Origin of the sequence: Aurantiacibacter odishensis (genome assembly GCF_003605195.1) — a bacterium.
Classification (GTDB): domain Bacteria; phylum Pseudomonadota; class Alphaproteobacteria; order Sphingomonadales; family Sphingomonadaceae; genus Alteraurantiacibacter; species Alteraurantiacibacter odishensis.
Window position 1 is genome coordinate 22,371 of record NZ_QYOS01000024.1, and the last position, 23,694, is coordinate 46,064.

26 protein-coding genes and 1 tRNA gene are annotated in these 23,694 nt (G+C 65.7%); 19 read left to right on the top strand and 8 right to left on the bottom strand.

The genetic code is table 11. The annotated features are described in order from the left end of the window. Position 1: 1 nt before the first annotated feature. Positions 2–1,162, bottom strand: coding sequence for a protease modulator HflK (gene hflK, locus D4Q51_RS09370; protein WP_120077513.1), 1,161 nt, complete (start codon positions 1,160–1,162; stop codon positions 2–4). Between the two features lie 136 nt (positions 1,163–1,298). Here hflK and D4Q51_RS09375 point away from each other — a divergent pair, with 136 nt between their 5' ends. The 4 genes from D4Q51_RS09375 to D4Q51_RS09390 are packed head-to-tail and all read left to right on the top strand — an operon-like array spanning position 1,299 to position 6,174. After that, positions 1,299–2,267: an Mrp/NBP35 family ATP-binding protein gene (locus D4Q51_RS09375; protein WP_120077945.1), complete on the top strand. Its 969-nt coding sequence runs from the start codon at positions 1,299–1,301 to the stop codon at positions 2,265–2,267. A 6-nt stretch (positions 2,268–2,273) separates the two neighbouring features. Next, positions 2,274–4,547, top strand: a complete 2,274-nt coding sequence (locus D4Q51_RS09380) for a xanthine dehydrogenase family protein molybdopterin-binding subunit (RefSeq protein ID WP_120077514.1) — start codon at positions 2,274–2,276, stop codon at positions 4,545–4,547. Continuing rightward, the gene (gene hemH / locus D4Q51_RS09385; RefSeq protein WP_120077515.1) at positions 4,544–5,566 is read left to right on the top strand and encodes a ferrochelatase; all 1,023 of its coding nucleotides are present in this window, start codon (positions 4,544–4,546) and stop codon (positions 5,564–5,566) included. The genes D4Q51_RS09380 and hemH overlap by 4 nt, the downstream gene beginning before the upstream one ends. Next, the gene (locus D4Q51_RS09390; RefSeq protein WP_240624661.1) at positions 5,557–6,174 is read left to right on the top strand and encodes a hypothetical protein; all 618 of its coding nucleotides are present in this window, start codon (positions 5,557–5,559) and stop codon (positions 6,172–6,174) included. Before hemH ends, D4Q51_RS09390 begins: the two co-directional genes overlap by 10 nt. Here D4Q51_RS09390 and D4Q51_RS09395 read toward each other — a convergent pair. Beyond that, on the bottom strand, positions 6,171–6,326 hold the full coding sequence (locus D4Q51_RS09395) for a DUF1674 domain-containing protein (protein WP_120077516.1): 156 nt from the start codon (positions 6,324–6,326) through the stop codon (positions 6,171–6,173). The genes D4Q51_RS09390 and D4Q51_RS09395 overlap by 4 nt on opposite strands. Positions 6,327–6,383: 57 nt before the next feature. On the opposite strand from D4Q51_RS09395, the gene D4Q51_RS09400 reads away from it, so the two are divergent. The 4 genes from D4Q51_RS09400 (at position 6,384) to D4Q51_RS09410 (ending at position 8,528) form a co-directional block, all read left to right on the top strand. Continuing rightward, a complete protein-coding gene (locus tag D4Q51_RS09400) occupies positions 6,384–7,613 on the top strand; it encodes an RsmB/NOP family class I SAM-dependent RNA methyltransferase (RefSeq protein ID WP_120077517.1) in 1,230 nt (409 codons plus the stop codon). Between the two features lie 197 nt (positions 7,614–7,810). After that, on the top strand, positions 7,811–8,077 hold the full coding sequence (infA, locus tag D4Q51_RS09405) for a translation initiation factor IF-1 (protein WP_120077518.1): 267 nt from the start codon (positions 7,811–7,813) through the stop codon (positions 8,075–8,077). A 48-nt stretch (positions 8,078–8,125) separates the two neighbouring features. Further along, on the top strand, positions 8,126–8,278 hold the full coding sequence (locus D4Q51_RS15720; protein ID WP_162925277.1) for a hypothetical protein: 153 nt from the start codon (positions 8,126–8,128) through the stop codon (positions 8,276–8,278). A 58-nt stretch (positions 8,279–8,336) separates the two neighbouring features. After that, positions 8,337–8,528 carry a hypothetical protein gene (locus tag D4Q51_RS09410; RefSeq protein ID WP_120077519.1) on the top strand — a complete coding sequence of 64 codons (192 nt, stop codon included), beginning with the start codon at positions 8,337–8,339 and terminating at the stop codon, positions 8,526–8,528. Positions 8,529–8,733: 205 nt separating this feature from the next. On the opposite strand, the gene msrA is transcribed toward D4Q51_RS09410, so the two are convergent. After that, positions 8,734–9,264: a peptide-methionine (S)-S-oxide reductase MsrA gene (gene msrA / locus D4Q51_RS09415; protein WP_420807536.1), complete on the bottom strand. Its 531-nt coding sequence runs from the start codon at positions 9,262–9,264 to the stop codon at positions 8,734–8,736. Positions 9,265–9,364: 100 nt separating this feature from the next. Between msrA and D4Q51_RS09420 the strand changes: the two genes are divergently transcribed. From D4Q51_RS09420 to D4Q51_RS09450, 7 genes are all read left to right on the top strand, one after another. After that, positions 9,365–10,174, top strand: coding sequence for a class I SAM-dependent methyltransferase (locus D4Q51_RS09420; RefSeq protein WP_120077520.1), 810 nt, complete (start codon positions 9,365–9,367; stop codon positions 10,172–10,174). Next, a complete protein-coding gene (locus D4Q51_RS09425; protein ID WP_240624662.1) occupies positions 10,174–11,028 on the top strand; it encodes a class I SAM-dependent methyltransferase in 855 nt (284 codons plus the stop codon). Before D4Q51_RS09420 ends, D4Q51_RS09425 begins: the two co-directional genes overlap by 1 nt. Further along, positions 11,028–11,507, top strand: coding sequence for a YybH family protein (locus D4Q51_RS09430; protein ID WP_120077521.1), 480 nt, complete (start codon positions 11,028–11,030; stop codon positions 11,505–11,507). Before D4Q51_RS09425 ends, D4Q51_RS09430 begins: the two co-directional genes overlap by 1 nt. Positions 11,508–11,568: 61 nt before the next feature. After that, positions 11,569–12,351, top strand: coding sequence for an SIMPL domain-containing protein (locus D4Q51_RS09435; protein ID WP_120077522.1), 783 nt, complete (start codon positions 11,569–11,571; stop codon positions 12,349–12,351). 11 nt (positions 12,352–12,362) lie between these two features. Next, positions 12,363–13,226, top strand: coding sequence for an N-carbamoylputrescine amidase (aguB, locus tag D4Q51_RS09440; protein ID WP_120077523.1), 864 nt, complete (start codon positions 12,363–12,365; stop codon positions 13,224–13,226). Continuing rightward, complete coding sequence (gene folK / locus D4Q51_RS09445) at positions 13,223–13,720, top strand: 2-amino-4-hydroxy-6-hydroxymethyldihydropteridine diphosphokinase (protein WP_120077524.1); 498 nt, start codon at positions 13,223–13,225, stop codon at positions 13,718–13,720. The genes aguB and folK overlap by 4 nt, the downstream gene beginning before the upstream one ends. Positions 13,721–13,753: 33 nt before the next feature. Further along, a tRNA-Lys gene (locus D4Q51_RS09450) sits at positions 13,754–13,829 on the top strand. 3 nt (positions 13,830–13,832) lie between these two features. On the opposite strand, the gene D4Q51_RS09455 is transcribed toward D4Q51_RS09450, so the two are convergent. Next, on the bottom strand, positions 13,833–14,819 hold the full coding sequence (locus tag D4Q51_RS09455) for a DUF2891 domain-containing protein (RefSeq protein ID WP_120077525.1): 987 nt from the start codon (positions 14,817–14,819) through the stop codon (positions 13,833–13,835). Beyond that, positions 14,816–18,319 (bottom strand): hydantoinase B/oxoprolinase family protein, encoded by a 3,504-nt coding sequence (locus D4Q51_RS09460; protein WP_120077526.1) that lies wholly within the window; start codon positions 18,317–18,319, stop codon positions 14,816–14,818. Before D4Q51_RS09460 ends, D4Q51_RS09455 begins: the two co-directional genes overlap by 4 nt. Before the next feature lie 102 nt (positions 18,320–18,421). Between D4Q51_RS09460 and D4Q51_RS09465 the strand changes: the two genes are divergently transcribed. Further along, positions 18,422–19,840 carry a sulfatase family protein gene (locus D4Q51_RS09465; RefSeq protein ID WP_120077527.1) on the top strand — a complete coding sequence of 473 codons (1,419 nt, stop codon included), beginning with the start codon at positions 18,422–18,424 and terminating at the stop codon, positions 19,838–19,840. A 91-nt stretch (positions 19,841–19,931) separates the two neighbouring features. Here the strand turns inward: D4Q51_RS09465 and D4Q51_RS09470 are convergent, their stop codons facing one another. Next, on the bottom strand, positions 19,932–20,156 hold the full coding sequence (locus D4Q51_RS09470; protein WP_120077528.1) for a DUF2171 domain-containing protein: 225 nt from the start codon (positions 20,154–20,156) through the stop codon (positions 19,932–19,934). Positions 20,157–20,339: 183 nt separating this feature from the next. Here D4Q51_RS09470 and D4Q51_RS09475 point away from each other — a divergent pair, with 183 nt between their 5' ends. From D4Q51_RS09475 to D4Q51_RS09485, 3 genes are read left to right on the top strand one after another with little or no spacing between them, the layout of a single operon-like run. Continuing rightward, entirely contained in the window at positions 20,340–21,074 is a 735-nt protein-coding gene (locus D4Q51_RS09475) for an energy transducer TonB (protein WP_120077529.1), read from the top strand. Positions 21,075–21,120: 46 nt separating this feature from the next. Further along, the gene (locus D4Q51_RS09480) at positions 21,121–22,149 is read left to right on the top strand and encodes a mannose-1-phosphate guanylyltransferase (protein WP_120077530.1); all 1,029 of its coding nucleotides are present in this window, start codon (positions 21,121–21,123) and stop codon (positions 22,147–22,149) included. After that, positions 22,146–22,616, top strand: a complete 471-nt coding sequence (locus D4Q51_RS09485) for a DUF2721 domain-containing protein (protein WP_240624663.1) — start codon at positions 22,146–22,148, stop codon at positions 22,614–22,616. Before D4Q51_RS09480 ends, D4Q51_RS09485 begins: the two co-directional genes overlap by 4 nt. Here the strand turns inward: D4Q51_RS09485 and D4Q51_RS09490 are convergent. Next, entirely contained in the window at positions 22,613–22,921 is a 309-nt protein-coding gene (locus D4Q51_RS09490) for a polyhydroxyalkanoic acid system family protein (protein ID WP_120077531.1), read from the bottom strand. The two genes, D4Q51_RS09485 and D4Q51_RS09490, sit on opposite strands and share 4 nt — an antisense overlap. Continuing rightward, entirely contained in the window at positions 22,921–23,688 is a 768-nt protein-coding gene (locus D4Q51_RS09495; RefSeq protein ID WP_120077532.1) for an O-antigen ligase family protein, read from the bottom strand. Before D4Q51_RS09495 ends, D4Q51_RS09490 begins: the two co-directional genes overlap by 1 nt. Between the last annotated feature and the right edge of the window lie 6 nt (positions 23,689–23,694).

Below are 23,694 nucleotides of genomic sequence, written 5' to 3' on the forward strand. Positions count from 1 at the left end.
CTTACTGCCCTCCCTGCTGGCCGGAGACGGTGAGCGACGGACCCTGCGCTTCCTGCGAACGGCGGCGCACTTCGGGCAGCGGCAGGTAGGGGGTCACGCCATCGGCTTCGACAATGGTCTTGTCGGTATCGCGCAAGACACGCTCCATGGTTTCGTAATACAGGCGCCGCCGCGTCACTTCAGGGGCGAGGCGGTACTGCGAGTAGATTTCGTTGAACTCGGCCGCGCTACCCTGGGCAGAAGCGAGCAACTGCTGTTCGTAACGGCGCGCCTCATTCAGGTTGCGCTCGGCATCCTGGCGCGCGGCGAGCACGTCGTTGAAGGCCTCGATCACCTGCTGCGGCGCTTCGGTACGGGCGATTTCCACGCCCTGCACGGCAATGCCCGCGCCGTAGGAGTCGAGCAGCGTCTGCATCCGCTCACGCACGCGCGTTTCCACCTGTTCGCGGCCTGCACCCGACAGCACGGTGTCGAGATCGGTTTCCGCGATGGCAGCGCGCATGGCGCTTTCGGCGGATTCGCGCAGGGTTTCCTGCGGATCGGCCAGCTGGAATTCGTAGAGCACCAGGTCCTTGATGTTCCAGCGAACGAGGTAGGAAAGGTCGACCAGGTTCTGGTCCCCTGTAAGAATCAGGTTCTCGGCCCCGTCGCCGATCGTCTCGCGGCGGATCTCGCTGACGTTTTCCACGCTGACCGACTGGATCGGCCAGGGGAAGGTCCATTCCGTGCCGGGGTTGAGCGTGCGCGAATACTTGCCGCCCAGCCAGGTGACGGTGGCCTGCTCGCGCGGCTGGATGAAGTGGATGGACGTGGCCAGCACCCACACGCCGATGATCGCGGCAATCGCCAGCGGGAACCAGCTGCCGCCGCCGGGGCGTTGAGGAATGCGGAAGTTCGGCCCACCGCCACCGCCGCCACTGCGGCGTGGGCCTTCGGGGCCGCGGTTCTTGAAAATATCCTCGATGTTGGCGCTGCGCCGCCCGCGATCCGAACCACCGGAGCCGCCGCCGGGCAGCCACGGGTTGCGTGGTCCGCGCGGAGGCGGCGCATCGTTCTCGCCGGTCGGCGCGTCATCCCCGCCGCTATCGCCGGAGCCGCCATCGTCATTGCCACCACCAGAGCCACCGGGGGGCTTCCCCCAGGGATTGCGCTTTCCAGCCATTGCCAGGCCGAACCTTTCGAAAAACCCACCCAAAGATGTCATGCACCTATCTATAGGTAGGGTTTCTACAAAAAACAGGGGGTCGAAGGTCCAATATTGCTGACCTTGGCCCATGAAGGCGCTAGCAGTGCCCGCCATGAGTAGCGATACAGCCGTCACCGCCGCCATTCCGCCCGAACTCTCCGGCATGGTGAAATCCGCAAAGTTCAGGAACGGGGTGGCCACGATCATCGCCGACGCGGGTGGCCTTGGCCGCAGCGCCGCGGCGCAATTGCAGCGCGAGCTGGAAGAAGCCGTGGGTGCCGTGGAGGGCGTGGACGAGGTTCGCGTGGCGCTGATGGCGGACAAGGTGCAGCGCCAGATCATCGCCGTGGGATCGGGCAAGGGCGGCGTGGGCAAGTCCACGCTCACCACCAACCTCGCCGTGGCGCTCGCCAATCAAGGTGTGAAGGTCGGCGTGGTGGATGCCGATATCTACGGCCCCTCGCAGCCGCTGCTGCTGGGCACCGCCAACGAGAAGGTGCGTGCCGAGGGGCAGACGCTGATCCCGACAGAAAGCGAATTCGGCGTGAAGGTCCTGTCGATGGGCCAGCTAATCGAACCGGGCAAGGCCATCGCCTGGCGCGGCCCGATGGTAGGGCAGGCGCTGGCGCAGCTGATGGACGCTGACTGGGGCGATACCGAGCTGCTGATCGTGGACCTGCCGCCCGGCACCGGCGACGTGCAGCTTACCATGCTGCAGAAGTTCAAGCCCGCCGGCGCCGTGGTTGTCTCCACCCCGCAGGACCTTGCCCTGATCGACGCGACGCGCGCGATCGACCTGTTCAAGCAGGCGCAGGTGCCGATCGTCGGGCTGGTGGAGAACATGGCCGGTTACCTGTGCCCGGAATGCGGCGCGATCAGCAACCCGTTCGGGCAGGGCGGCACGGAAGCCGCAGCGCAGGCGCTGGGCGTGCCGTTCCTAGGCCGTATCCCGCTCGCCATGGAAATCCGCGTGGCCAGCGATACCGGCCAGCCGCCCGCCGCCAACGATACCGAGCACGGCCCCCATTTCGCGGGAATCGCGGCCGGACTAGCCGACTATCTCGGCAAGGCCAAAGGCTGACGACGGGTGAAGGTCTCGCGGCGCGGATTGCTGGCAGGTGCGGCGGTCGGCGGCGGCCTGCTGGTGGCGTGGAGCCTGCTCCCGCGCGAGTTCGAGAACCCGCTCGCGCCCGGTGAGAACGAGATTGCCGTCGATGCCTGGCTGAAGATCGGCGCCGATGGCGTGGTGACGGTGGCCGTGCCGCAGCTGGAAATGGGGCAGGGCGTCACCACCCTGCTGCCGCAGATCGTGGCGATGGAACTGGGCGCTGACTGGCGGCAGGTCGCCGCCGAGCCTGCACCCGTCAGCGGAGCCTATGCCAACGTGCCGCTGGCCGCCGAGTGGGCACCGCTGTGGAAGCCGGTGATCCCGGCGTTGGCGGACGATCCGGACGATGTCCTGTTGCGTAACTGGGCACAGGACGAACGCTTTACCGTCACCGCCCGCGGCACGACCCTGGCCGCATACGAGGCCGCCTGCCGCGATGCGGCCGCCGCCGCGCGCGCCATGTTGCAGCAGGCAGCGGCGGAGCGGTGGGACGTGCCGTGGGAACAGTGCAGGGCGGAGAACGGCGTTATCTACCACGACGACAAGGCAGCCAGCTTTGCCGAACTGGCGCTGGAAGCCGCGCGTTTCGATCCGCCCGACCCGCCGCCGCTCAAGACCGAGGCCCCGGTCGACCCGGCAGTCCTGGCGGGCATTCAGGATACCGACCTCGCTCCCGCCTTTCCCCGAGTGGACCTGCCTTCCAAAGTGGACGGCAGCCACGTCTTCGCAGGCGACGTGCGCTTGCCGGGCATGGTCTTTGCCGCCATCCGCCACGGGCCGCACGACAAGGCGGAACTGCTCGATTTCGACCCATCGCTCGCCAGCGGGCAGCGCGGCCTGATCCAGCTGGTGCGCGGCAAGCGGTGGCTGGCAGCCGTGGCGGACAACTGGTGGGCAGCGGAGCAGGCGCTGCAGTCCATCGCGCCGCGCTTCGGCATAGATCGCCCGGCGCGCAGCTCCTCCATCAACGAGGCGCTTGACCGCCACCTGGCCGGGGGGCCGGGAACGGTGTTCGAAAAGCGCGGCGAGGGCATAGAAGGCTACACCCCCACCATGTCGCGCCGGTACGACATTGCTCCCGGCGTCCACGCCACCATCGAGACCACCAGCGCGACCGCGCGGCTGATGGACGGGATACTGGAACTCTGGCTGCCCGCCCAGGCGCCGGAGCAGGCGCGCAAGGCTGCGGCGAAGGCGCTGGGCATGAGCGTTGGCAAGGTGGTGCTCTACCCGGTGTCGGCGGGCGGCAGTTTCGACAGGCGGCTGGAGAACGAGGTGGCCATCGAGGTTGCCCTGCTGGCGCGCGAGGTGGGCAGGCCGGTGCAGCTGACATGGTCCCGCTGGCAGGAAATGGTCGCCAGCAAGCCGCGCGCGCCGGCCGCCGGGCTGATCGCCGCGCAGACCGATGACGAGGGCAATATCGCCGCCCTCCGCCTGCGCGTCGCCAGCCCGCCGACCATGCACGAATTCGGCCGCCGCCTGTTCGAGAACGAGGTGAGCTGGGCCGCGATCGATGCGCTGGAGGGCGAGGCCGATCCCTTCGCCGTGTCGGGACTGGCGGGGCCATACGGCGTGACCAACTTATCGGTGGAGCACGTGCCCGTCGTCACCATGCTGCCCACGGCCCCGATGCGCGGGCAGTCCGATGGCTACAACTGCTTCATGCGCGAATGCTTCATCGACGAGGTGGCGCAGGATCACGAGCGAGAGCCGATGAGCTACCGCATCGCCATGCTGGGCGGCGACCCCGGAATGGCGGACGTGCTGCAACGCGCCGCGCGCCTTGCCAGCTGGGACGGCGGACGGCCCGGCAGCGGGCAGGGCATCGCCTGCCACCGGATGCAACTGGGTGACGCGGTAGGTCGCATCGCCGTGGTGGCAGAGGCTGGCGCTGGCGAGGGTGGCCTGCGCGCGCGGCGGCTGTTCGCCTGCGTGGACATCGGCCGCGTGGTGAACCGCGACATCGCCCTGCAGCAGATCGAGGGCGGTATGGTGTTCGGTCTCGCCATGGCGCTGGGCTGTTCCACCGATTATTCCGAAGGCCTGCCCACGCACCAGCGGCTTTCCGCGCTCGCCATGCCCACGCTGGAGGATTGCCCCGAGATCGTGATCGAACTGGTCGCCAGCGATGCGGAGCCTTTCGATCCCGGCGAAATCGGGGTGCCGCCGGTCGCGCCCGCCGTCGCCAATGCCTTTGCCAGCGCAACAGGTGTTCGCCTGCGCCGCCTTCCGCTGCTATCGGCGCTTCCATGACCTGGACACAGCAGCAGCTTCCCCAAGACCATCCGCCTGTAAAGTCAGGGCGAATCGGTGTTCTGGTGGTGAACCTGGGCACGCCCGAAGCGCCCGAAACCGGGCCGGTGCGCCGCTATCTGGCCGAGTTTCTGTCCGATCCCCGCGTGATCGAGATACCTGCTTTGGTCTGGCAGCCGATCCTGCGCGGCATCATCCTCAACACCCGCCCGCAGAAAAGCGCCGCCGCTTATCGCGAAGTGTGGACCGACAAGGGCTCACCGCTTGCCGCCATTACCTCCAATCAGGCGGAGGGCCTGCAGGAGCGGCTGGGTGAGGGCGTGATGGTGGAATGGGCCATGCGCTACGGCGAGCCTGCCATTCCGGGTCAGCTGGAAAAGCTGATGGATGCAGGGTGCGACCGCATCCTGCTCGCCCCGCTCTACCCGCAATACTGCGCCGCGACGACGGCCACGGTGGTGGACAAGGCGGCGGACTGGCTGCGCGAGAAACGCTGGCAGGCGAGCCTTCGCACCCTGCCGCCCTATCACGATGATCCTGCCTATATCGATGCGCTGGCCGCAGACCTTGGCCGCCAGCTAGACGCGCTGGATTTTACCCCCGAAGTGCTCCTCCTGAGCTTCCACGGGATGCCGCAGCGCACGCTGGACCTTGGCGACCCATACCATTGCCATTGCCGCAAGACCGCGCGCCTGCTGGAAGCGAAGATGGCGCGTCCGGGCCTGCGCATGGTCACCACTTTCCAGAGCCGTTTCGGCCGCGCCAAGTGGCTGGAGCCCGCCACCGACGATACGCTGGAAGCGGAAGGCCGGAAGGGCACGAAGCGCCTTGCCGTCGCCGCTCCCGGTTTCTCGGCCGACTGCCTTGAGACGCTGGAAGAGCTGGCATTGCAGGGCAAGGAACAGTTCGAGGAAGCGGGCGGCGAGAAGTTTGCCGCGCTGTCCTGCCTCAATACCAGCGATCCCGGCATGGCCATGCTGGAGACGATCATCCGCCGCGATCTGGGCGGGTGGATCTGACCTTCGGCGCCGCTTCGGGCGGCGTCACGGAGTTCCTGGTCCTGTTCGGCGTGGTCTACGCCATCAACCTGCTTCCCGCCTTCGGTCCGCCGACGTGGTCGGTGATCGTGCTGTTCGGTCTCAACACCGAAATGCCGGTGCCGGGCATCGTCGCGGTGGGCGCGCTGGCGGCGGCATCGGGCCGGTTCACCCTGGCCCACGGCTTTCGGCTCCTGTCTCGATACGTGCCGGAAAAGACGAAGCGTAGCCTCGCCGCCGCGCGCGCCGCTTTCGAGCGCAAGAAGCGCAACGGTCTTGCGGCGCTGGCACTGTTCGCGGTGTCTCCCGTGCCCTCCGCGCAACTGTTCGCCGCGGTGGGGCTGGCGGGCATCCCCATCGCCGCCTTTACCGCCGCGTTCTTTGCCGGAAGGCTGGTGTCCTATTCGATCTATGCAGGCTCCGCGCAGCTGATCGCGCATTCGTCGCTTGGCGACGTATTTCGCGATTCGCTCTCCAGCCCATGGGGCATCGCCCTGCAGGTGGTGTTGCTGATCGGTCTGGTACTGCTGTTGCGGATCGATTGGGAGAAAGTCTTCGGACCTGCTCCAGAACATCAGGACGAGCCCTAGAAGTCGATCGCGATCCCGTCCTTCACCCAGTCGCCGTAGCGGGTGGGGCTGAGTTCCTCGTCCACCTTGCCCTTTTCCGGCGCGGGCGGCGGATCGTTGGTCCAGTGGGCGGGCTTCGTGAAGCCTTCGGGTCGTTTCGTCGCTCTTTTCATAGCGGCTCCTACATGGGCGCTCTGGCGCTGGGGCGCAACTGGCCCTAGGGGCATGTCATGGCCAAAACCCCCGGACTGCAACCGCGCCGCGCCGCGCTCAAGATGCTTGATGCCGTGCTGCGCCGGGGCGAGACGCTGGAGCAGGCGGGCGGCGCGGCGAACGGCCTGCCCGCTTTTTCGGACCGCGCGCTGGCCAAGGCGCTTGCGGGGGAAGTGCTGCGCTGGCTGGTCGACCTCGATGCGCTGATCGATTCCGCCACGAAGAACCCGCTGCCGGACGATGCCAAGGCGCGCATGGTACTGCGGATCATGCTGGCAGGCTGGCTGCGGCTGGAAACCCCGCCGCACGCCGTGGTCGCCACTGCGCTGCCGCTGCTGGATGGCGGACCCAAGCGGCTCGCGCACGGCGTGTTTGCGACCCTCACGCGAGGCGAGGCGAGCCTTCCCGCGGTGCCGACGTTGCCCGAAGCCGTCGCCGCGCGCTGGGGAGAGCGGGCGCCTACCATCGCGGCTGGCATTGCCGCGCCTCCGCCGCTGGACCTGCGGCTGAAAGCGCCGGACCTGACGGGCGAGATGAGCACACAAATGCAGGCTACCAGCCTCGCACCGGGACACCTTCGCCTGCCGCGCGGCACCTCCGTCACCGACCTGCCCGGATACGAGCAGGGTAGCTGGTGGGTGCAGGACCTGGCGGCGGGCATCCCCGCCATTTTGCTTGGCGCGGGCGAAGGAAAACGCGTGCTCGACATCGCCGCCGCGCCGGGCGGTAAGACGATGCAGCTTGCCGCAGCCGGATGGGACGTCACCGCGCTGGACGTTCACCCGAAACGCATGATGCGCCTGCGCGAAAATCTCGCGCGCACAGGGCTGGAGGCGCACACGGTCATTGCCGACGCGCTGGAATGGGAGCCGGATGCGCCGTTCGATGCCGTGCTGTTGGATGCACCGTGCACCGCCACGGGCACTTGCCGCCGCCATCCCGAAGTTATCCATCGCATCGGGCCGCGCCAGATCGCCGAGATGGCGGAATTGCAGGCGAGGTTGATCGCCCGCGCCAGCGGCTGGGTGAAACCGGGCGGAACGCTGGTCTACGCAACCTGCTCGCTGGAACGCGAGGAAGGCGAGGATATCGCCGCAGCCTGCACCCTGACGCCAGACCCTATCCGCGCCGACGATCTTCCGGCCGGATTGCAACCCACGGAGGCCGGGCACGTTCGCACCGATCCGGGAATGTTGCCGGACCACGGCGGGCTGGACGGATTTTTCATCGCCCGGTTCAGGGCGTGACCCCGGCGGCAAGCGAGTCCAACTTGCAATTTTTTTACATTGCGCTATATGAAGATTGCTAACGTCGCCTGCGACGGAATTTGACCGCCTTTTCAGGCGTCCCACTTTTCCCCTCACATGCTGCCTGGCTCCGCCTCGGGACAAGCCCGTGCGCGGACGGATTTTTTGCATGTGGTTTCGGGATTGGCGGATACGGTTTGGCAAAAGAAGAACTGAGGACATTGGAGGGCGAGATCAACGAGGTTTTGCCCGATGGACGCTTCGGCGTCACACTCGACAATGGCCACCAGATCATCGCCTATACCGCTGGCAAGATGCGGCGTTACCGCATCCGCTCCGTCGCCGGAGACCGCGTGCATGTCAAAATGACGCCTTACGATCTGACCAAGGGTCGGATCACTTTCCGCGAGCGGACACCCGGGCAAGGCCCGGGCGGTCCGCGCAAACGCGGATTCCGGCGCTGATACAGACTTAAAGAAGGGCAGCCACAGCGCGTTGCCGACAAGGATACAATGAACAACACGTTTTCGGGCGCCGACGCGCGCCAGCCAAATCGCTCGGGCACCAGCCGGAGCAACCATGGGTATGTCGATCACAACGCCAACATGCCCGGCATCCTTTCGACCCTCGAACTGCGACGACTGGTCGCAGCGATGGTCGATTGAGCAACACGACAACAGCGGCCATGCATCCGGCATTTCCGCAGCGAGCCGGAGATCACCCATGGACCTGAACAAGAAATATGCCGCGCATCAACACGCGCTCATCGCGTTGGACGAGACCGACAATGCAGCCGATCGCCAGAAGCATCGGGCCGAGGCGAAGGAGATTGCCGGACAGATCCGTTCTTTCCAGATGAGCCTGGGAGCCGCTGCGGCCTGCGCCTGGTGTGCGTTGAGCCTTACCGCAAGTTAGGTCAAATGTTTAAGCAAGCCCGGCCCTGACAAACCGACGCCTGAAAGGGCGATTGCGTTTGTTGCAAGCGCATCTGCATTTTTCGCACTTGCAACATGATGCTGCAGCGCACAAATAGGGCATGCCTTTTCAGGCATCCTCTCCCAAACTTCCAAGGCCCGGCTGGCAACAGCCGGGCTTTTTCTTTGCCTGGAAGAAGCGCCTTTCAGTTCTTCACCTTGTCGGCGAAGCTCTTCCTCAGCTTCATCAGCTTGGGCGGGATCACGGCCATACAGTAGGGGTTCCGCTGGCCTTCGCCTTCCCAGTATTCCTGGTGATAGTCTTCCGCCGGATACCATTCGCCGCTCTCGATGGTGGTCACGGCCTTGCCATCGTGGCTCTCGTTCCAGCGCGCGATGGCCGCTTCGGCTTCGGCCTTCTGCTCGTCCGAAAGTGGGAAGATCGCGCTGCGATACTGCGTGCCCACGTCGTTGCCCTGGCGATTGAGCTGGCTAGGGTCGTGCGTGCCCATGAACATGTCGTAGATTTCGGGCAGGGTGACTGTGTCGGGGTCGAAGGTCACTTTCACGCCCTCGGCATGGCCGGTGCTGCCGGTGCAGACTTCCTTGTAGGTCGGGTTCGCAGTGGTGCCGCCGATATAGCCGCTTTCCACGCTCTCCACGCCGATCACGTCCTTGAACACCGCTTCCGTGCACCAAAAGCATCCGCCTGCGACGATTACCGTTTCACTCATCATGTGTCTCCTTTGGCCTGCCACATGGGGGCCCTAAGTCCGCTTGTCATCCCGCCCATAGGTCCTAAACTGCGAACGGTTATCGTTTCAGGAGAGAATTCCCGTGCGTCTTGCCCCCCTTCTTGCAGCTTTCGCCATTTCCGTTTCCGCCCCCGCACTGGCTGACGACCATGCCGAGGCTCCTTCGCTGGAGGATGTGCTGGCGATGAACACCCGCGCCGAGGATGCACCGCGCGACCGGTATCGCAATCCGGCCGAAACGCTGGCCTTCTTCGGTGTCGAGCCGACCATGCGCGTGGTCGAATACGGGCCCGGCGGCGGCTGGTACACCCGCGTGCTTCTGCCGTGGATCGCTCCGCAGGGCACGTACATGGCGATGCAGCCCGACACCGGCACGCCGGAGGAGGGCACGCCGCCGTGGACGCAGCGCTTCACCACCGCTGCCAGCGGCTGGACGGGCATTCCCGCGAGCGAGATCGCGGCGTTCGAGACCGACGAGATCACCGAGGACATGCACGGCACCGTTGACCGGATCCTCGTGTTCCGCTCGCTGCACGGCCTGCTCAACAACGAAGCGGCAGACACCCAGCTTCGCGCCATGCGCCGCCTGCTGGCCAACGATGGCATGGTCGGCGTGGTGCAGCACCGCGCGCCGGCGGATGCCAGCTACGACGATGCCAATGGTTCGCGCGGATATCTGCGCCAGGCCGACGTGGTGAACCTGTTCGCCGCGCATGGCTTCGAACTCGCGGCCGAAAGCGAGATCAACGCCAACCCGAACGATCCCGCCGACTGGGAGCGCGGTGTGTGGACCCTTCCGCCCGTTCTGGCAGGCGGGGACGAGGACCGCGAACGCCTGATGGCAATCGGCGAGAGCGACCGCATGACCCTCCTTTTCCGAAAGGCCGACTGATGCGTATTCCTGCAATCCTTGCTGGGGCCGCGATGGCCCTCTCCACGCCCGCGCTGGCGGACCATCACCAGTCCGACGCGCCGACCGAGATGGAGAACGCGCTCAACCTGGAAAGCGTGCTGCTCCACCCGCGCCGCGCCGAAGACCGTGCGCGCGACGATGCCCGCAACCCGGCAGAGACGCTGGCCTTCTTCGGAGTCGAACCGGACATGACCGTGGTCGATTACATGCCCGCTGGCGGCTGGTATTCGCGCGTGCTGATCCCCTTTCTCGGCGACGAGGGCACCTACATCGGCCTCAATCCCGAACTGCACCCCTCGCTGACCGGCTACTGGGACATGTACCGCGATGCCGCCACGCGCATTCCCGCCGACGCTGCCGAATGGGTGGGGGATGACGGGGCAGAGGTGATCGGTCTCAACACCGATGACGATCTGGAAGCCCATGCTGGCACGGCGGACATGGTGCTGGTGTTCCGTGAAATGCACAACATGCGCCGCTTTGGCTGGACGCACGATTCGATGATGGCCTTTCGCACCCTGCTGAAGGACGGCGGGATGGTGGGTGTGGTGCAGCACCGCGCAAAAGACGATGCGCCGGTCGACTACACGATGGGCCAGAACGGCTACCAGCGGCAGGCGGACGTAATCCGCCTGTTCGCGATCTACGGGTTCGACCTTGTTTCCGCCAGCGAAGTTAACGCCAACCCTGCTGATCCCGCCGACTGGGAAGGCGGCGTGTGGAGCCTGCCGCCCAGCTATCGCGGCGCCCCTGAGGGAAGCGAAGAACGCGCCCGCCGCGCCGAAATCGGCGAGAGCGACCGGATGACGCTGCTGTTCCGCAAGGCAAGCTGATGCGCATCGCTTTCCTCATCGCAGGCGCGGCGGCGCTGGCCGCCTGCACGCCGGAGCCGGAACCTGTCGAGGCTGCGACCGCAGATAGCGTCGCCGCGCCGCAAGTCTCGGAAATCGAGGCGGTGATGGAGGATAGCGCCGCCGGGTGGAACGAGGGCGACATGGGTCGCTTCCTCGCCATCTATTCCGATGCGCCCGAAACCAGCTTCGTAGGTTCAGGCGGCTTGATGCGCGGAAAGGCCGCGATGGAGGAACGCTACCGCGAGGCCTACGACTGGTCGCAGCCCGACCCGGCAGAGCGCGGCGTGCTGACATTCGAGACCGAAGATGTGCGCGCACTGGGCGATGGCCACGCGCTCTACATCGGACGCTACATCCTCACCTATCCCGAAGGCCGCGAACCGGCGACGGGCTTCACCAGCCTCGTCTTCGCCCGCGAGGACGACGGTTGGAGGATCGTGGCCGACCACAGTTCGTAAACCCGGCGTTCATGGGAGCGGGCGCAGGCCTTGTGACATTGTATCATAGGGGTTCAATGTCATGAAAAGCCTGCCTGTTTTCGCTCTTGCGACGTGTGTCCTGCTGTCAGCCTGCGGCGGCACCGTTTACGATCCGCGCGGTGTGGAAAAGTCTGAGACCCTGCTTTCGGTCAGCGCCAGCGGGCAGGCCGACACCCGGCCTGACGAGGCGCAGTTCCAGGCGGGCGTGCAGAACTGGGCGGGCAATGCCGAGGCAGCATCGCGCGAAACGCAGGAGGATATCGCCGAGATCGTCGCTGCCCTGCGCGAATTGGGGATCGAGGAGGACGATATCCAGACCAGCGCGGTGAATGTGCAGCGCATCGACTGGGGCGACCGGCGCGGACAATATCAGGCCTACAACACCCTTACCGTGCGCGTGCGCGACATCGATCAGGCGGGTGCGGCGGTGACGGCGGCAACGGGCGTTGGCGCGAATATCGTCTCCGGCCCGAACCTGCGGATTTCCGACCCTGAAGCGGCCGCCAACACCGCTTACGCCAATGCCTATGCCGCCGCCCGTGCCCGCGCCGAAGCCTATGCCGAGGCAGCGGGGATGGAAGTCAGCCGCGTACTCTACATTCGCGATGCGGGCGGGCAGCAGGGCAACCGGTGGCTGGCAGGGGCGCAGGCGACGGCAATGGACGCAGCGAACGTCGCGCCTCCCCCGCCAGTCGCGCCTCCGGTCGTCCGCACGCAGCAGGCCATGCCGGAGGAGGAAAGCGCCGTTTCCTCCACCATCATGCCGGGACAGACGACCAGCGCGGTTACGGTGCAAGTGGACTTCGCCCTCGTGGAGAAGTAACGCCTTCGCGCATGACCAAACTGACTGTCGCCGCCCTGCAACTCGAACTCTCGCGTGAAGACGAAGGCGAGAACATCGCCGCCGTTTCAGACCTTGTGGCAGAGGCCGCAGGAAAGGGCGCGCAAGTCGTCCTGCCGCCGGAACTGTTCTCCGGCCCATACTTCTGCCGCGAGGAAAAGGACGAGTTCTTCGCGCTCGCCCGCCCGGTGGCGGAGCATCCCTCTGTTGTCGCCATGCGAAAACTGGCGAAGCAGCTGGGCGTGGCGATTCCCACCAGCTTCTTCGAGCGGGACGAGCACCACTATTACAACACCCTCGCCATGATCGATGCGGAGGGCGAGATCATGGGCACTTACCGCAAGAGCCACATTCCCGACGGGCCGGGCTACGAGGAGAAATTCTATTTCCGCCCCGGCAATGACGGGTTCAAGGTGTGGGACGTGTTCGGTGCGCGCATCGGCATCGGCGTATGCTGGGACCAGTGGTATCCCGAGACCGCCCGCTGCCTCGCGCTGAAAGGCGCACAGGTATTGTTCTATCCTACCGCCATCGGCAGCGAACCGAAGGATGCGGACATGGACACCAGCCGTATGTGGCGCCGGGCGATGATCGGCCACGCGGTCAGCAATTGCATGCCGGTGGTTGCCGCCAACCGCATCGGCCACGAGGGTAGCCAGGAAGCGGGCAACACCTTCTACGGCCACAGCTTCATCTGCGACGAATGGGGCGACTATATCGAGGAATTCGGGCGCGAGGAAACCGGTGCGCTCGTCGCCACGCTGGACCTGGAAGCGGGCCGCAAGCACCGCGCCAGCTGGGGCTTCTTCCGCGATCGTCGCCCTCAGCTTTACGGTCGTATCGCCGAGGACATTTGAACGAGCACCGTTACCTGATCGCGCTGGGCAGCAACCAGCGCCACCCGCACTTCGGCATGCCGCGTGAGGTGCTTGGCGTTGCGGCAGAGATATTGGACGAAACGCTCGGCACGGTCGCCGCGCTTTCACCTATCGTGGAGTCAGCACCCGTCGGCCCTTCGCTTCGCCGCTATGCCAATGCCGCGCTGGTGCTGGAATCGCATCTCGCGCCTGACGCGCTGCTCGCATGTTTGCAGGCTGCCGAAGCTGCCTTCGGGCGTAGGCGACTTGGTCAACGGTGGCGCTCGCGCGTGCTGGATCTCGATATCCTGCTTTGGAGCGGCGGGACCTTTCATCAGCCAAACCTCGCCATTCCGCACCCGCTTTTCCGGGAGCGTGACTTCGTGCTCGGCCCGGCGACCCGGATCGCCCCTGACTGGCGCGACCCCGCAACCGGCCTTTCGCTGCGCCAGCTTCATGCCCGCTTGACCCGCAACGGCCCCGCCCCTAGGTGAGCGCTCGCAGCGCGTCGCGCTGCCATCCCGTGGGGGCCCTTAGCTCAGTCGGTAGAGCAACTGACTTTTAATCAGTAGGTCGCTGGTTCGAACCCAGCAGGGCTCACCACCTTTACTCCGTCAGCAATGCCAGCAACGCGAAGCTCGCCAGCCAGTGCGAGCCCATGTAGTCGCCGTCGATCGCTTCCAGCGAAGCGGCGAAGTGCTCGTCCGCGAGGGCCCGCATCCTATTGGCGCGGGGACTGTCGAGGCCCGGCGCAATGCTGCGCAAGGCCCATGCCCGGCTGAGGTTGAGACCGTCGAGGTGCGCCATCTTGCCGTCCGTCGGGTCCGACACCGTCACAGGGGCGCAGGACGTTTGCAGCCAACCGCCTTCCGGCAGGACGCGGCCGAACCATTCGGCGAAATCGGCAGGCGGCATCACCCGCTGCATCAGCAGGGCGACCGAAAGCACCGGAGAGAGGAAGGAATCGCCGCCGATGTCCCAGCCGCGATACTCTTCCAAATCGCCGAAGTTCGCGTCCGCATAGTCCGCAATCAGGTTCTTCAATTTCGGATCGAAGGCGTCGGCCCACTCGTGCGCCAGCGTCAGCGCGAAGGCCGTATTGGCGTGGGTGCCGGTGGTAATCGGCCAGGTAAGCTTGGGGAGGTAATCCGCGAAACCGGCAGCGAAGTGGCGGGCGAGCGGCTCCAGCAGGCCCGCCCAGTCGCGGTCCGAATGGCGGCTCGCTTCGAGATGCAGGTAGAGGAACCACGCCCAGCCGTAGGGCCTCTCGAACCCCCGCGATTCCGGGCGCTGCGCATAGGCGAGTTCGGCGGCTAGCTTGTCCGGCGTGAATGTTCCGTCTGCGAGGGCGGAGATGTCTTTCGCTTCCGAAGCATCCGGGAACAGACGGCGCAGGGTCAGCAACGTCCACCAGCTGTGCACGCACGAATGCCAGTCGAAACTGCCGTAGAAAGCCGGGTGCAGTTCGCGCGGGGTCCTCGCATCGGTATTGCATCCAAGCACGTGCCCGAGCGAGTTGGGATATTCCTGCCCCACGTGGCCCAGCGCGGTGCGGGCGAAGCGGCGGGCGAGCGGTTCGTCCAGTGCCCTCATGCCTTGCCGTAGCCTCCGCCGCCCGGCGTGCGGATCACGATCATGTCGCCCGGTGCCATGTCCGCGCCGCCGGTCGCGCCAAGGTCGAGCACCGAACCATCGGCGCGTTCGACGAAGGTTTCTCCGGGCAGCGCATCTCCCCCGCCTGCAATGCCGCGCGGGGGCACCTTGCGGCGGTTGGCGAGGATCTGTGCGCGCATCGGCTCCGTGAAGCGGATCGCCCGCTCCACCCCTTCGCCGCCGTGCCACTTGCCTGTGCCGCCCGAGCCTGAGCGGATGGCAAACCTCTCGACGCGAACGGGCAGTCGGGTTTCCAGTACTTCGGGATCGGTGAGGCGCGAATTGGTCATGTTGGTCTGCACGGCGTCGGTGCCGTGATGGCCCCCACTCGTGCCGTAACTGCCCGCGCCGGATCCACCGGCGATGGTCTCGTAATACTGGCGGGTGTCGTCGCCGAACGTGAAGTTATTCATCGTACCTTGTGACGGGGCGAGAGCACCAAGTGCAGCGAAGACGGCGTCGGTCACGACCTGGCTGGTCTCCACGTTGCCCGCCACCACGGCAGCGGGCGGCCGGGGCGCGAGCATCGAGCCTTCGGGCACGACGATTTCCACCGGGCGCAGGCAGCCGTCGTTCAGCGGAATGTCGTCGTCTATCAGGCAGCGCAGGCAATAGAGCACGGCAGCGCGGGTGATGGCGGCTGGCGCATTGAAGTTGTTCGGCAACTGTTCGCTGGTGCCTGTGAAATCGAAACGTGCGGTCTGTGCCTCGCGGTCGATGCTCACCGCCACGCAAACCGAAGCGCCGTTGTCCATCTCGTAGGCGAAGCTGCCGGAGTTCAGCCGCTCCACCAGCGCGCGCACGGCGGCCTCGCCGTGGTCCAGCGCGTGTCCCATGTAGGCTCTCACCACGTCGCGGCCATGCTCGCTGGCGGCATCGGCCAGCAGGTCCGCCCCGCGCGCGCAGGCGGCCAGCTGGGCCTTGAGATCCGACAGGTTGCGTGCAGGGTTTCGCGCCGGGTATTCGCCGGAGGTGAGCAACTCGCGCAGGTCTTCGGCGCAGAAGCGCCCCTTGTCCACCAGCAACACGTCGTCCAGCCGCACGCCTTCCTCGGCGATGCTGGCGCTGTCGGGCGGCATGGAGCCGGGCGCGGTGCCGCCGATATCGGCATGGTGTCCGCGTGCAGCGACGAAGGCGTCGGGCTGCGTGCTGTCATCGGACAGGAACACCGGCACGATCACCGTCACGTCCGGCAAATGGGTGCCGCCCGCATAAGGATCGTTGAGGCAGTAGGCATCGCCGCGCCGGATGCCGCGCTCGCTGCCTGCACGGTTCTCCACGATCCGCCGAATGCTGGCCGACATCGAACCGAGGTGCACCGGAATGTGCGGCGCATTGGCGATAAGTTCGCCTTCGCCGGTGAACAGCGCGCAGGAGAAATCCAGCCGCTCCTTGATGTTCACCGAGCTGGCCGTGCTTTCCAGCACCACGCCCATTTCTTCGGCAATGGCCATGAACATGTTGTTGAACACGGCAAGGCGGATGGGATCCACCTTCGTTCCCGCGACACGCGTATGCTGGCGGGGCGCGGTGCGCTTCAGAATCAGAGATCCGTCCTCGGCCAGTGTCGCGCGCCAGCCTTGTTCGACGATAGTGGTGGAGCCTGTATCAGGGATCATCGCCGGGCCATCGAGAGACTGGCCGGGGGTGAGCGATCCGCGCTTTTCGACGACCGCCTGCTCTGCCAGCCCGCCGCTCATGCCGCGACCCTCCACGCTCAGCGCTTCGAGCACGATGGGCGCGTCCTCGTCCGACCAGCCGAAGCGGCGGCGGTGCTGTTCGCGAAAGCCCGCACCGGCCTCGTCCGACAGCGGCAGGTCGAGCGTGGTGTCGCTGCCCTCGAACCGCAGCCGCATCCGGGGGATGAGTTCGATGTTGTCCTTCGCGATTCCCTGCGCGGTCAGGTCGTGGGTAACGGTGCTTTCAAGCTCTGCCAGCGCCTCGGAAAAATCCTCTGTCAGCGGGCGGACCACGCCCGCCTCGCGCATGGAAACCACGGGGGCAAGGCCGATGCCGTAGGCGGACAGCATGCCCGCCAGCGGGTGTACCAGCACGGTCTCGATACCCAGCTCGTCCGCCACGCGGCAGGCGAACTGCCCACCCGCACCGCCGAAGCAGGCCAGGGCATGGGTTGTCACGTCGTGCCCGCGCGCAGTCGAGATGGTGCGGATAGCATTGGCCATCTCGTCCACTGCCAAGGTGAGGAAACCTTCGGCCAGGTCCTTTCGCGACATGGGTTCGGGCAGTTGCGCAATGATCCCGTCGATCCGGTTGGCCGAGGCTTCCGGATCGAGCGGCTGGTCGCCCTGGGGTCCGAACACCTTGGGAAATTCGGCAGGATCGATGCGGCCTAGCACGAGATTGCAATCGGTGACGGTCAGCGGGCCGCCCTTGCGATAGCAGGCAGGGCCGGGGTCCGCGCCCGCGCTTGCCGGGCCGACGCGCAGGGACTGGCCGTCGAACCGGCAGATCGAGCCCCCGCCCGCCGCCACGGTATGCACCTGCATCATCGGCGCGGCGATGCGAATGCCCGCTACAACGCTGTCGCCGGTGCGCTCGTATTCGCCGGAATAGTGGCACACGTCGGTGCTGGTGCCGCCCATGTCGAAACCGATCAGCTTGTCGTATCCCAGCGCCTCGGCTGTCTGCACCATGCCGACGACACCGCCTGCCGGGCCGGATAGGACGGCATCCTTCCCGCGAAAGGCGCGCGCATCGGCAAGTCCGCCGTTCGATTGCATGAAGCGCAAGCTGCCGTGTTCGGGCAGGCGCTCCGCCAGTTGTTCGACGTACTGCCGGATGACGGGCGAGAGGTAGGCATCGGCCACGCTGGTATCGCCGCGAGGCACCAGCTTGATGAGCGGCGAGACTTCGTGGCTGGAGCTGACCTGCGTGAATCCGAGTTCGCGGGCAATCCCTGCCAGATGCTTCTCGTGATCCTGATAATGCCAGCCGTGCATGAGCACTATGGCGAGCGCTTCGTAGCCTTCGTCGCGCAAGGCCTTCAGGTCGCTCTTGGCAGCGGCTTCGTCCAGCGGCACCAGCACCTCGCCATCCGCGCCCACGCGTTCGGCAATCTCGACAGTGCGACTTTCCAGCCGCTCCGGCTTCACGATGTGGCGCGCAAATATGTCGGGCCGCGCCTGGTTGCCGATCTTCAGCGCGTCGGCATGACCCTTCGTGATCGCCAGCGCTACTCTTTCGCCCTCACGCTCCAAAAGGGCGTTGGTGGCGATAGTCGTGCCGATGCGCAGCTCGGCAATCGCGCCTTCGCCGTGCTCGGCCATCAAACGCCGAACCGCCTCGCTTGCGGCATCGGGATATTGCTCCGGATTGCTGGAAAGAAGCTTGGTGGTGACGATCTCGCCCGCAGGCGTCTGGGCCACGACATCGGTGAACGTGCCGCCGCGATCTATGGCGAAGCGATAGGATCCGGTCATGCCTTGCAGCTAGGGAGGCAGGCCGCGCTTGTCGAGGCGTTGCCTCGAACGCGATTGGCAGGCAAGGTGCGCGGAAAGAACCTGGGAGTGCGGGGAGGCACGATGAGAGGCGACCAATTCACGCGGCGCGGAGCAATCGGCGCAGCGGGTGCAGCAACGCTGGCGGCAACCGTGCCGGGGGTGGCCCATACGCCAGGGCGCAAGCCCAACTTCCTTTTCATCATGGCCGACGATCTCGGCTATGCGGACCTCTCCTGCTACGGGCGGAGAGAATACGAAACGCCGGTGCTGGACGGACTGGCGGCGCAGGGGATGAAGTTCACCCACGGCTATGCCAACTCCGCGGTATGCTCCGCCACCCGCGTGGGCCTGATCACGGGCCGCTACCAGTATCGTCTGCGGGTGGGGCTGGAAGAACCATTGGGCAACCGCGACCTCGGCCTTGACCCCTTGCACCCCACAATGCCCAGCCTGCTGCGCGATGCGGGTTATCACACGGGTCTTGTCGGCAAGTGGCATCTGGGTTGGCTGCCAAATTACGGCCCCCAGCTTAGCGGGTACGATGATTTCTGGGGCATTCGCGGCGGCGGGGTGGACTATTTCACGCACAAGGTCGGCGGCCAGCACGACCTGTGGGATGGCGATACGCCAGTGGAGGAAGTCGGCTACATGACCGATCTGATGGCGGACCGCGCCATCGAATATCTCGACGAACGCGCTACGCAGGGCAAGCCCTGGCTGCTTTCCCTGCATTTCACCGCGGCCCACTGGCCGTGGCAGGCCAACAACGCCAAGGGTCGCGCCGAAAGCGAGCGGCTGGACAGCGGGGGCAACACTATTGAGGGCCACCTCGATATCTATCATTTCGACGGCGGGGACATGGAAACCTACGCCGGCATGGTCACCAGCCTGGATATGAACGTGGGCCGCGTGCTGGCGCGGCTTGCCGAGCTGGGCATGGAGCAGGACACCGTCGTTGTGTTCACCAGCGACAACGGCGGAGAGCGTTTCAGCGACAACTGGCCGTTCACCGGCATCAAGACGGAACTGCTGGAAGGCGGGATGCGCGTACCGTTTATCGTCAAGTGGCCGGGCCTGACCCTGCCGGGTACGGAGACCGACGTGCCTGCCCTTTCGATGGACTTCCTCCCCACGTTCCTTGCCGCAGCGAACACCGCCCCGCATCCGGACTATCCCAGCGACGGGGTGGACCTGCGCCCGGTTCTGGCAGGCGGCACACTGCCGGAGCGCGCGCTGTTCTGGCGGTTCTGGGCGAAAGACCAGAAGGCGGCGCGTCGCGGGCGTTACAAGTACCTGTCCATCGACGGGGAGGAATACCTGTTCGACGTGGTGGCTGACCCGCTGGAGCGCGGAAACCTGAAATACCGCGAGGCGGAGATATTCGCCGACCTGAAAGGCCAGTTCGACGCGTGGAATGCGGGGATGCTGTCCGATCCGGATGCTTCTTCATATCGCTTCACGCCGAAGGAGCTGGCGGATCACTTCGGCTGGGACAGCTGATCGGCAGCTCTGAAGCACGAAAAAGCCCCGCTTGCCTTGTGGCTCGCGGGGCTCTTTTTCCTGACCTTTAGGTCTGATCGTCGGTAATTCCTCAGGAGGCGAGGCCGACGGGGATGGTTGCATCCTGCTTCAGGTAGACGCGATTGTCATCGATGCGTTCAACGGCGTCGAGCGGCATATAGTGATGCATGTCGTCCTTGCTGTCCGAACGGGTCAGCTTGATCTTGTCATCCTGAACGTCGTCCACGGTTCCGAGGTGCTGACCTTCGAAATTGGTGACTTCCATATGTTCCTTGATGCGGAGCTTCTCAAACATGATATTTCCTTTCGTTTTTATCAGCTTACACCCATACAACGGGTGGTCTGGGGTCCCCGTTCCTCGCCTCGTCGCCGCTCGGCAACGGCCTGTGGAGGGAGCTTTGGCTCGATGCGGAAACGGGCGCGGAAACTCTGGCCAAGGCGGCGCGTATCGCTAGTCTGAGGCTCGAACGGAGGGACCATGGCCACCGGCGGATACGGCGCGCGCACAAAACGGCTGAACTGGAAGCTGATCGTCCTGATCGTGATGCTGCACGTGGCGGCGCTCTACGGCCTCGCCCGTGCGCTGGCGCCCGAATTCACCGCCAGCGTGATCGAGCAGGCGACGTCGATGGTGACAGTGACGGTTTCCACCTATGAGGAGGAGCCGCCCGAGACCGAGCCGAGCATCTCACCCCCGCAGCCCGACGAGGGCGCGGCAGCGGAAGCCGGCAAGGAGGCCGTCGCTCGCGAGGTGGTAGCCCCGCCGCAGCCCCTGCCACGACCAAGCCCAGCGCCGCGCGCAAGTTCGACCGGCGCTGCCAACACTTCCGGCGCGGCGGACAGCGGCGATGGCACCGGCGCGGGCGGCAGCGGCGATAGCACCGGCAGCGGGCGCAGCGGATCGGGGCAGGGCGGCGCGGTAGCAGTCGGCCCCTCGGTGCGTTCGGGGGAATTGAATGAGGCGCGCGATTTTCCCGTGCCCGAAGGCGGGCGCGCGGCGCGGTTCGGCAAATCCGTGACGGTGCATTTCACCGTCACCACCGACGGCAGGGCGCGCAATTGCTCGGTCGCCAGCACGCAGGTCGATGCCGCCACCACCGCGCGGGTCTGCCCGCTGGTGACAGAGCGTATCCGTTTCAACCCGGCGACCGCGCGCGATGGCACGCCGGTGGAAGCGCGGTACGGTTACCGTGTGGATTTTCGGGCCCGATAGGAGGTTTGTCCTTGCGCCGCGCGCATGAATTCGGGAGGGCTAGGGCATGACCCTTATCCATCCGGTAATCCTGTGCGGAGGCAGCGGAACGCGCCTGTGGCCACGTAGCCGCAAGAGCAAGCCCAAGCCCTTCATCCCTCTGGTGGGCGAACAGACCCTGTTCGAGGCAACGCTGTCGCGTGTCGCCGATCCGGCGCTGTTCGCGAAGCCGGCCATCGTGACGGGCGAAGCGCACCTGCCGCATGTGGAAGCGCAACTGGCGGGCGGTGCATCGATCATCGTGGAGCCGGAAGCGAAGAACACCGCGGCCGCGATTGCGCTGGCCGCTGCCCGGTTACCAGAAGATGCTGTGATGCTTGTGTGCCCCAGCGACCATTACATCGGCAAGGTGCCCGCCTTTCACGAGGCGGTGCAGGCCGCAGCCGCGCTGGCGCGGCAGGATTACATGGTCGCTTTCGGCATCACGCCCACCGCGCCCGAAACCGGCTTCGGCTATATCCGCAGGGGGGCGGCTCTCGACGGCGGATTTGCCGTCGCCCAGTTCGTCGAGAAGCCGGACCTGGAGCGCGCCATGCAATTCCTCGCGTCCGGAGAGTATAGCTGGAACGGCGGTATCTTCATGTTTCGCGCAGGCGCTTTCATGGCGGAACTCGCCCGGCATCGCCCGGCACTGGCGGAAGCGGTGCGGCGCGCGGTCGACGGTGGCAAAACCGATGGTGCCCGCTTCCATCCCGATACACAGGCCTTTGCCGCAATCGAGTCCGAATCCGTCGATTACGCCGTGATGGAAGAGACGGACCGCGCGGCAATGGTGCCCGTCGCGATGGGTTGGTCCGACATCGGCAACTGGCACGCCCTACGCGATGCGCGCGACGGAGATGGTGATGGCAACCGCACCCGCGGTCCGGTGGAGCTGGTCAATTGCCGCGGCGTGCTGGCCGATAGCGACACCCTGCGCATCTCCGCCATCGGGCTGGAGAACGTGGCGATCGTGGTGGACGGCGACGAGGTGCTGGTGACGACGATGGAAGGCGCGCAGGCGGTCGGCAAACTGCCTGGAGCGGCGAACCAGTGATAGGTACCATGCCGATGATGGACACCATGATCGCACAGACCATCCAGCTGGCGCTGGCGCCGGTGTTCGTGCTGGTGGCCATCGGCAACATCATCGGCACGCTGACGCAGCGGCTGGGGCGCGTGGTGGATCGCAGCCGTCAACTACAGCGCGAACACGGCGAGACAGAGGGCATGGCGCATGACGTGCTGGTGCGGGAAATCCGCTCTCTGGACCTGCGCATCGCGTTGATCGGCAGCGCGTTGTTGCGGTTGGTCATGGCCGGCCTTGCCATCGGCATCACGGTGGTGCTGCTGTTCGTTGCCGAATTCGCGCACGTGGGCCTGAACTCTGTGGCAGCGGCCACCTTCATCATCGCCATCGGCCTGTTGATGTGGGCGCTGCTGATCTTCCTGAAGGAAACCCGTGAGGCTGCGCGCGCATTGCGTATCCCCGAGGAATTCCTCGAGAAGGACCGCAAGCTCTAGCCTTTCGGCGCTTCCAGCATCTTGTGGCCCTGATCGCGGATCGCGGCATCGATCATCGGCTGCAGGAAGCCCAGCGCAGGCGGCAGGATCATGTGGAAGATCACTTTGTCGTCTTCCACGTCCACGTGGCCCGACAGCATCTGCCCCATGGCATTGATCGACATGGTCATCCGGTCCTCGCTCGGCCAGTTGGTCTGCACGTCGGCCATGCCGCCGGGAATGTTGTCGCCGATGCGGTGACTGTTCTCGCGCAGGCGGCGGCGCACTTCCTCGCGGCCGAGGCTGTGGGGGATCTCAACGTCCATCAAATGTCCTTGTTCGGGGGTGGAAGCGATGCGTCCTCACCGCCGTACTTGTAATCGAGATAGCGGTTCTTGATCGCCAGGTCGTCCAGCGATCCTTCGGCCAGTTGCCGGGTCACGTGGTCGATTTCCTTGCTGATCTTGCCGAGACTGTCGATCAGTTGCCTGTCCGGCGTGGACCCGGCGCGCTCCTCGCGCCGCAGGTGGTCGGGAATCTTGCGATAGCTGTCGATCGTCTCGGGCAGGTACTCGCCCACCAGCTTGCGCGTTTCCTGCGCCGCCGGGTGGGCCGGATCGACGTGGGCAAGCTGCTTGCCCAGCGCATCGAGCTGCACGCCCAGATCGTCGACCAAGGTGACGGCGGGGGCGGGCAGGGCGGGGCGCTGGCTCTCCAGCCAGATCTCGGTGCGCTCCACCAGCCGCTTCGCATCCTGCGTGCGGGAAAGGTCCACGCGGTTGGGCACTTTCACCTTGGGATAGTTGGCGAAAATGAACCCGGCGGCCACGATAGCGAAAAAGGCCACCATCACGCCCGCAAAGCCGATGCCTTGCAGGATCATGCCCGCAACGCTGGCGGCGATGAAAATTGCGAGGACGGCCGCGCCGAAATAGCCCGCCCGCTTGAGCGCGTTCTTCATCTTCACCTGCCGGGAAGCGCGCCCAATGGAACGGCCCTTGGCGCGGTGGAAGCCGCCTTCGTAGCGGTTCACCTGCAGGCTTTTCTTCGCCGAGGAGATGATCGCATCGGAATCGCGCGTGGAATCGGCCATCAGCCC

Coding starts and splice junctions, on each gene's coding strand:
- hflK (WP_120077513.1), bottom strand. CDS start 1,162: ATGGCTGGAAAGCGCAATCCCTGGGGGAAGCCCCCCGGTGGCTCTGGT.
- D4Q51_RS09375 (WP_120077945.1), top strand. CDS start 1,299: ATGAGTAGCGATACAGCCGTCACCGCCGCCATTCCGCCCGAACTCTCC.
- hemH (WP_120077515.1), top strand. CDS start 4,544: ATGACCTGGACACAGCAGCAGCTTCCCCAAGACCATCCGCCTGTAAAG.
- D4Q51_RS09395 (WP_120077516.1), bottom strand. CDS start 6,326: ATGAAAAGAGCGACGAAACGACCCGAAGGCTTCACGAAGCCCGCCCAC.
- D4Q51_RS09400 (WP_120077517.1), top strand. CDS start 6,384: ATGGCCAAAACCCCCGGACTGCAACCGCGCCGCGCCGCGCTCAAGATG.
- D4Q51_RS15720 (WP_162925277.1), top strand. CDS start 8,126: ATGAACAACACGTTTTCGGGCGCCGACGCGCGCCAGCCAAATCGCTCG.
- D4Q51_RS09410 (WP_120077519.1), top strand. CDS start 8,337: ATGGACCTGAACAAGAAATATGCCGCGCATCAACACGCGCTCATCGCG.
- msrA (WP_420807536.1), bottom strand. CDS start 9,264: ATGATGAGTGAAACGGTAATCGTCGCAGGCGGATGCTTTTGGTGCACG.
- D4Q51_RS09425 (WP_240624662.1), top strand. CDS start 10,174: ATGCGTATTCCTGCAATCCTTGCTGGGGCCGCGATGGCCCTCTCCACG.
- D4Q51_RS09430 (WP_120077521.1), top strand. CDS start 11,028: ATGCGCATCGCTTTCCTCATCGCAGGCGCGGCGGCGCTGGCCGCCTGC.
- D4Q51_RS09435 (WP_120077522.1), top strand. CDS start 11,569: ATGAAAAGCCTGCCTGTTTTCGCTCTTGCGACGTGTGTCCTGCTGTCA.
- aguB (WP_120077523.1), top strand. CDS start 12,363: ATGACCAAACTGACTGTCGCCGCCCTGCAACTCGAACTCTCGCGTGAA.
- D4Q51_RS09455 (WP_120077525.1), bottom strand. CDS start 14,819: ATGAGGGCACTGGACGAACCGCTCGCCCGCCGCTTCGCCCGCACCGCG.
- D4Q51_RS09460 (WP_120077526.1), bottom strand. CDS start 18,319: ATGACCGGATCCTATCGCTTCGCCATAGATCGCGGCGGCACGTTCACC.
- D4Q51_RS09465 (WP_120077527.1), top strand. CDS start 18,422: ATGAGAGGCGACCAATTCACGCGGCGCGGAGCAATCGGCGCAGCGGGT.
- D4Q51_RS09470 (WP_120077528.1), bottom strand. CDS start 20,156: ATGTTTGAGAAGCTCCGCATCAAGGAACATATGGAAGTCACCAATTTC.
- D4Q51_RS09475 (WP_120077529.1), top strand. CDS start 20,340: ATGGCCACCGGCGGATACGGCGCGCGCACAAAACGGCTGAACTGGAAG.
- D4Q51_RS09480 (WP_120077530.1), top strand. CDS start 21,121: ATGACCCTTATCCATCCGGTAATCCTGTGCGGAGGCAGCGGAACGCGC.
- D4Q51_RS09490 (WP_120077531.1), bottom strand. CDS start 22,921: ATGGACGTTGAGATCCCCCACAGCCTCGGCCGCGAGGAAGTGCGCCGC.
- D4Q51_RS09495 (WP_120077532.1), bottom strand. CDS start 23,688: ATGGCCGATTCCACGCGCGATTCCGATGCGATCATCTCCTCGGCGAAG.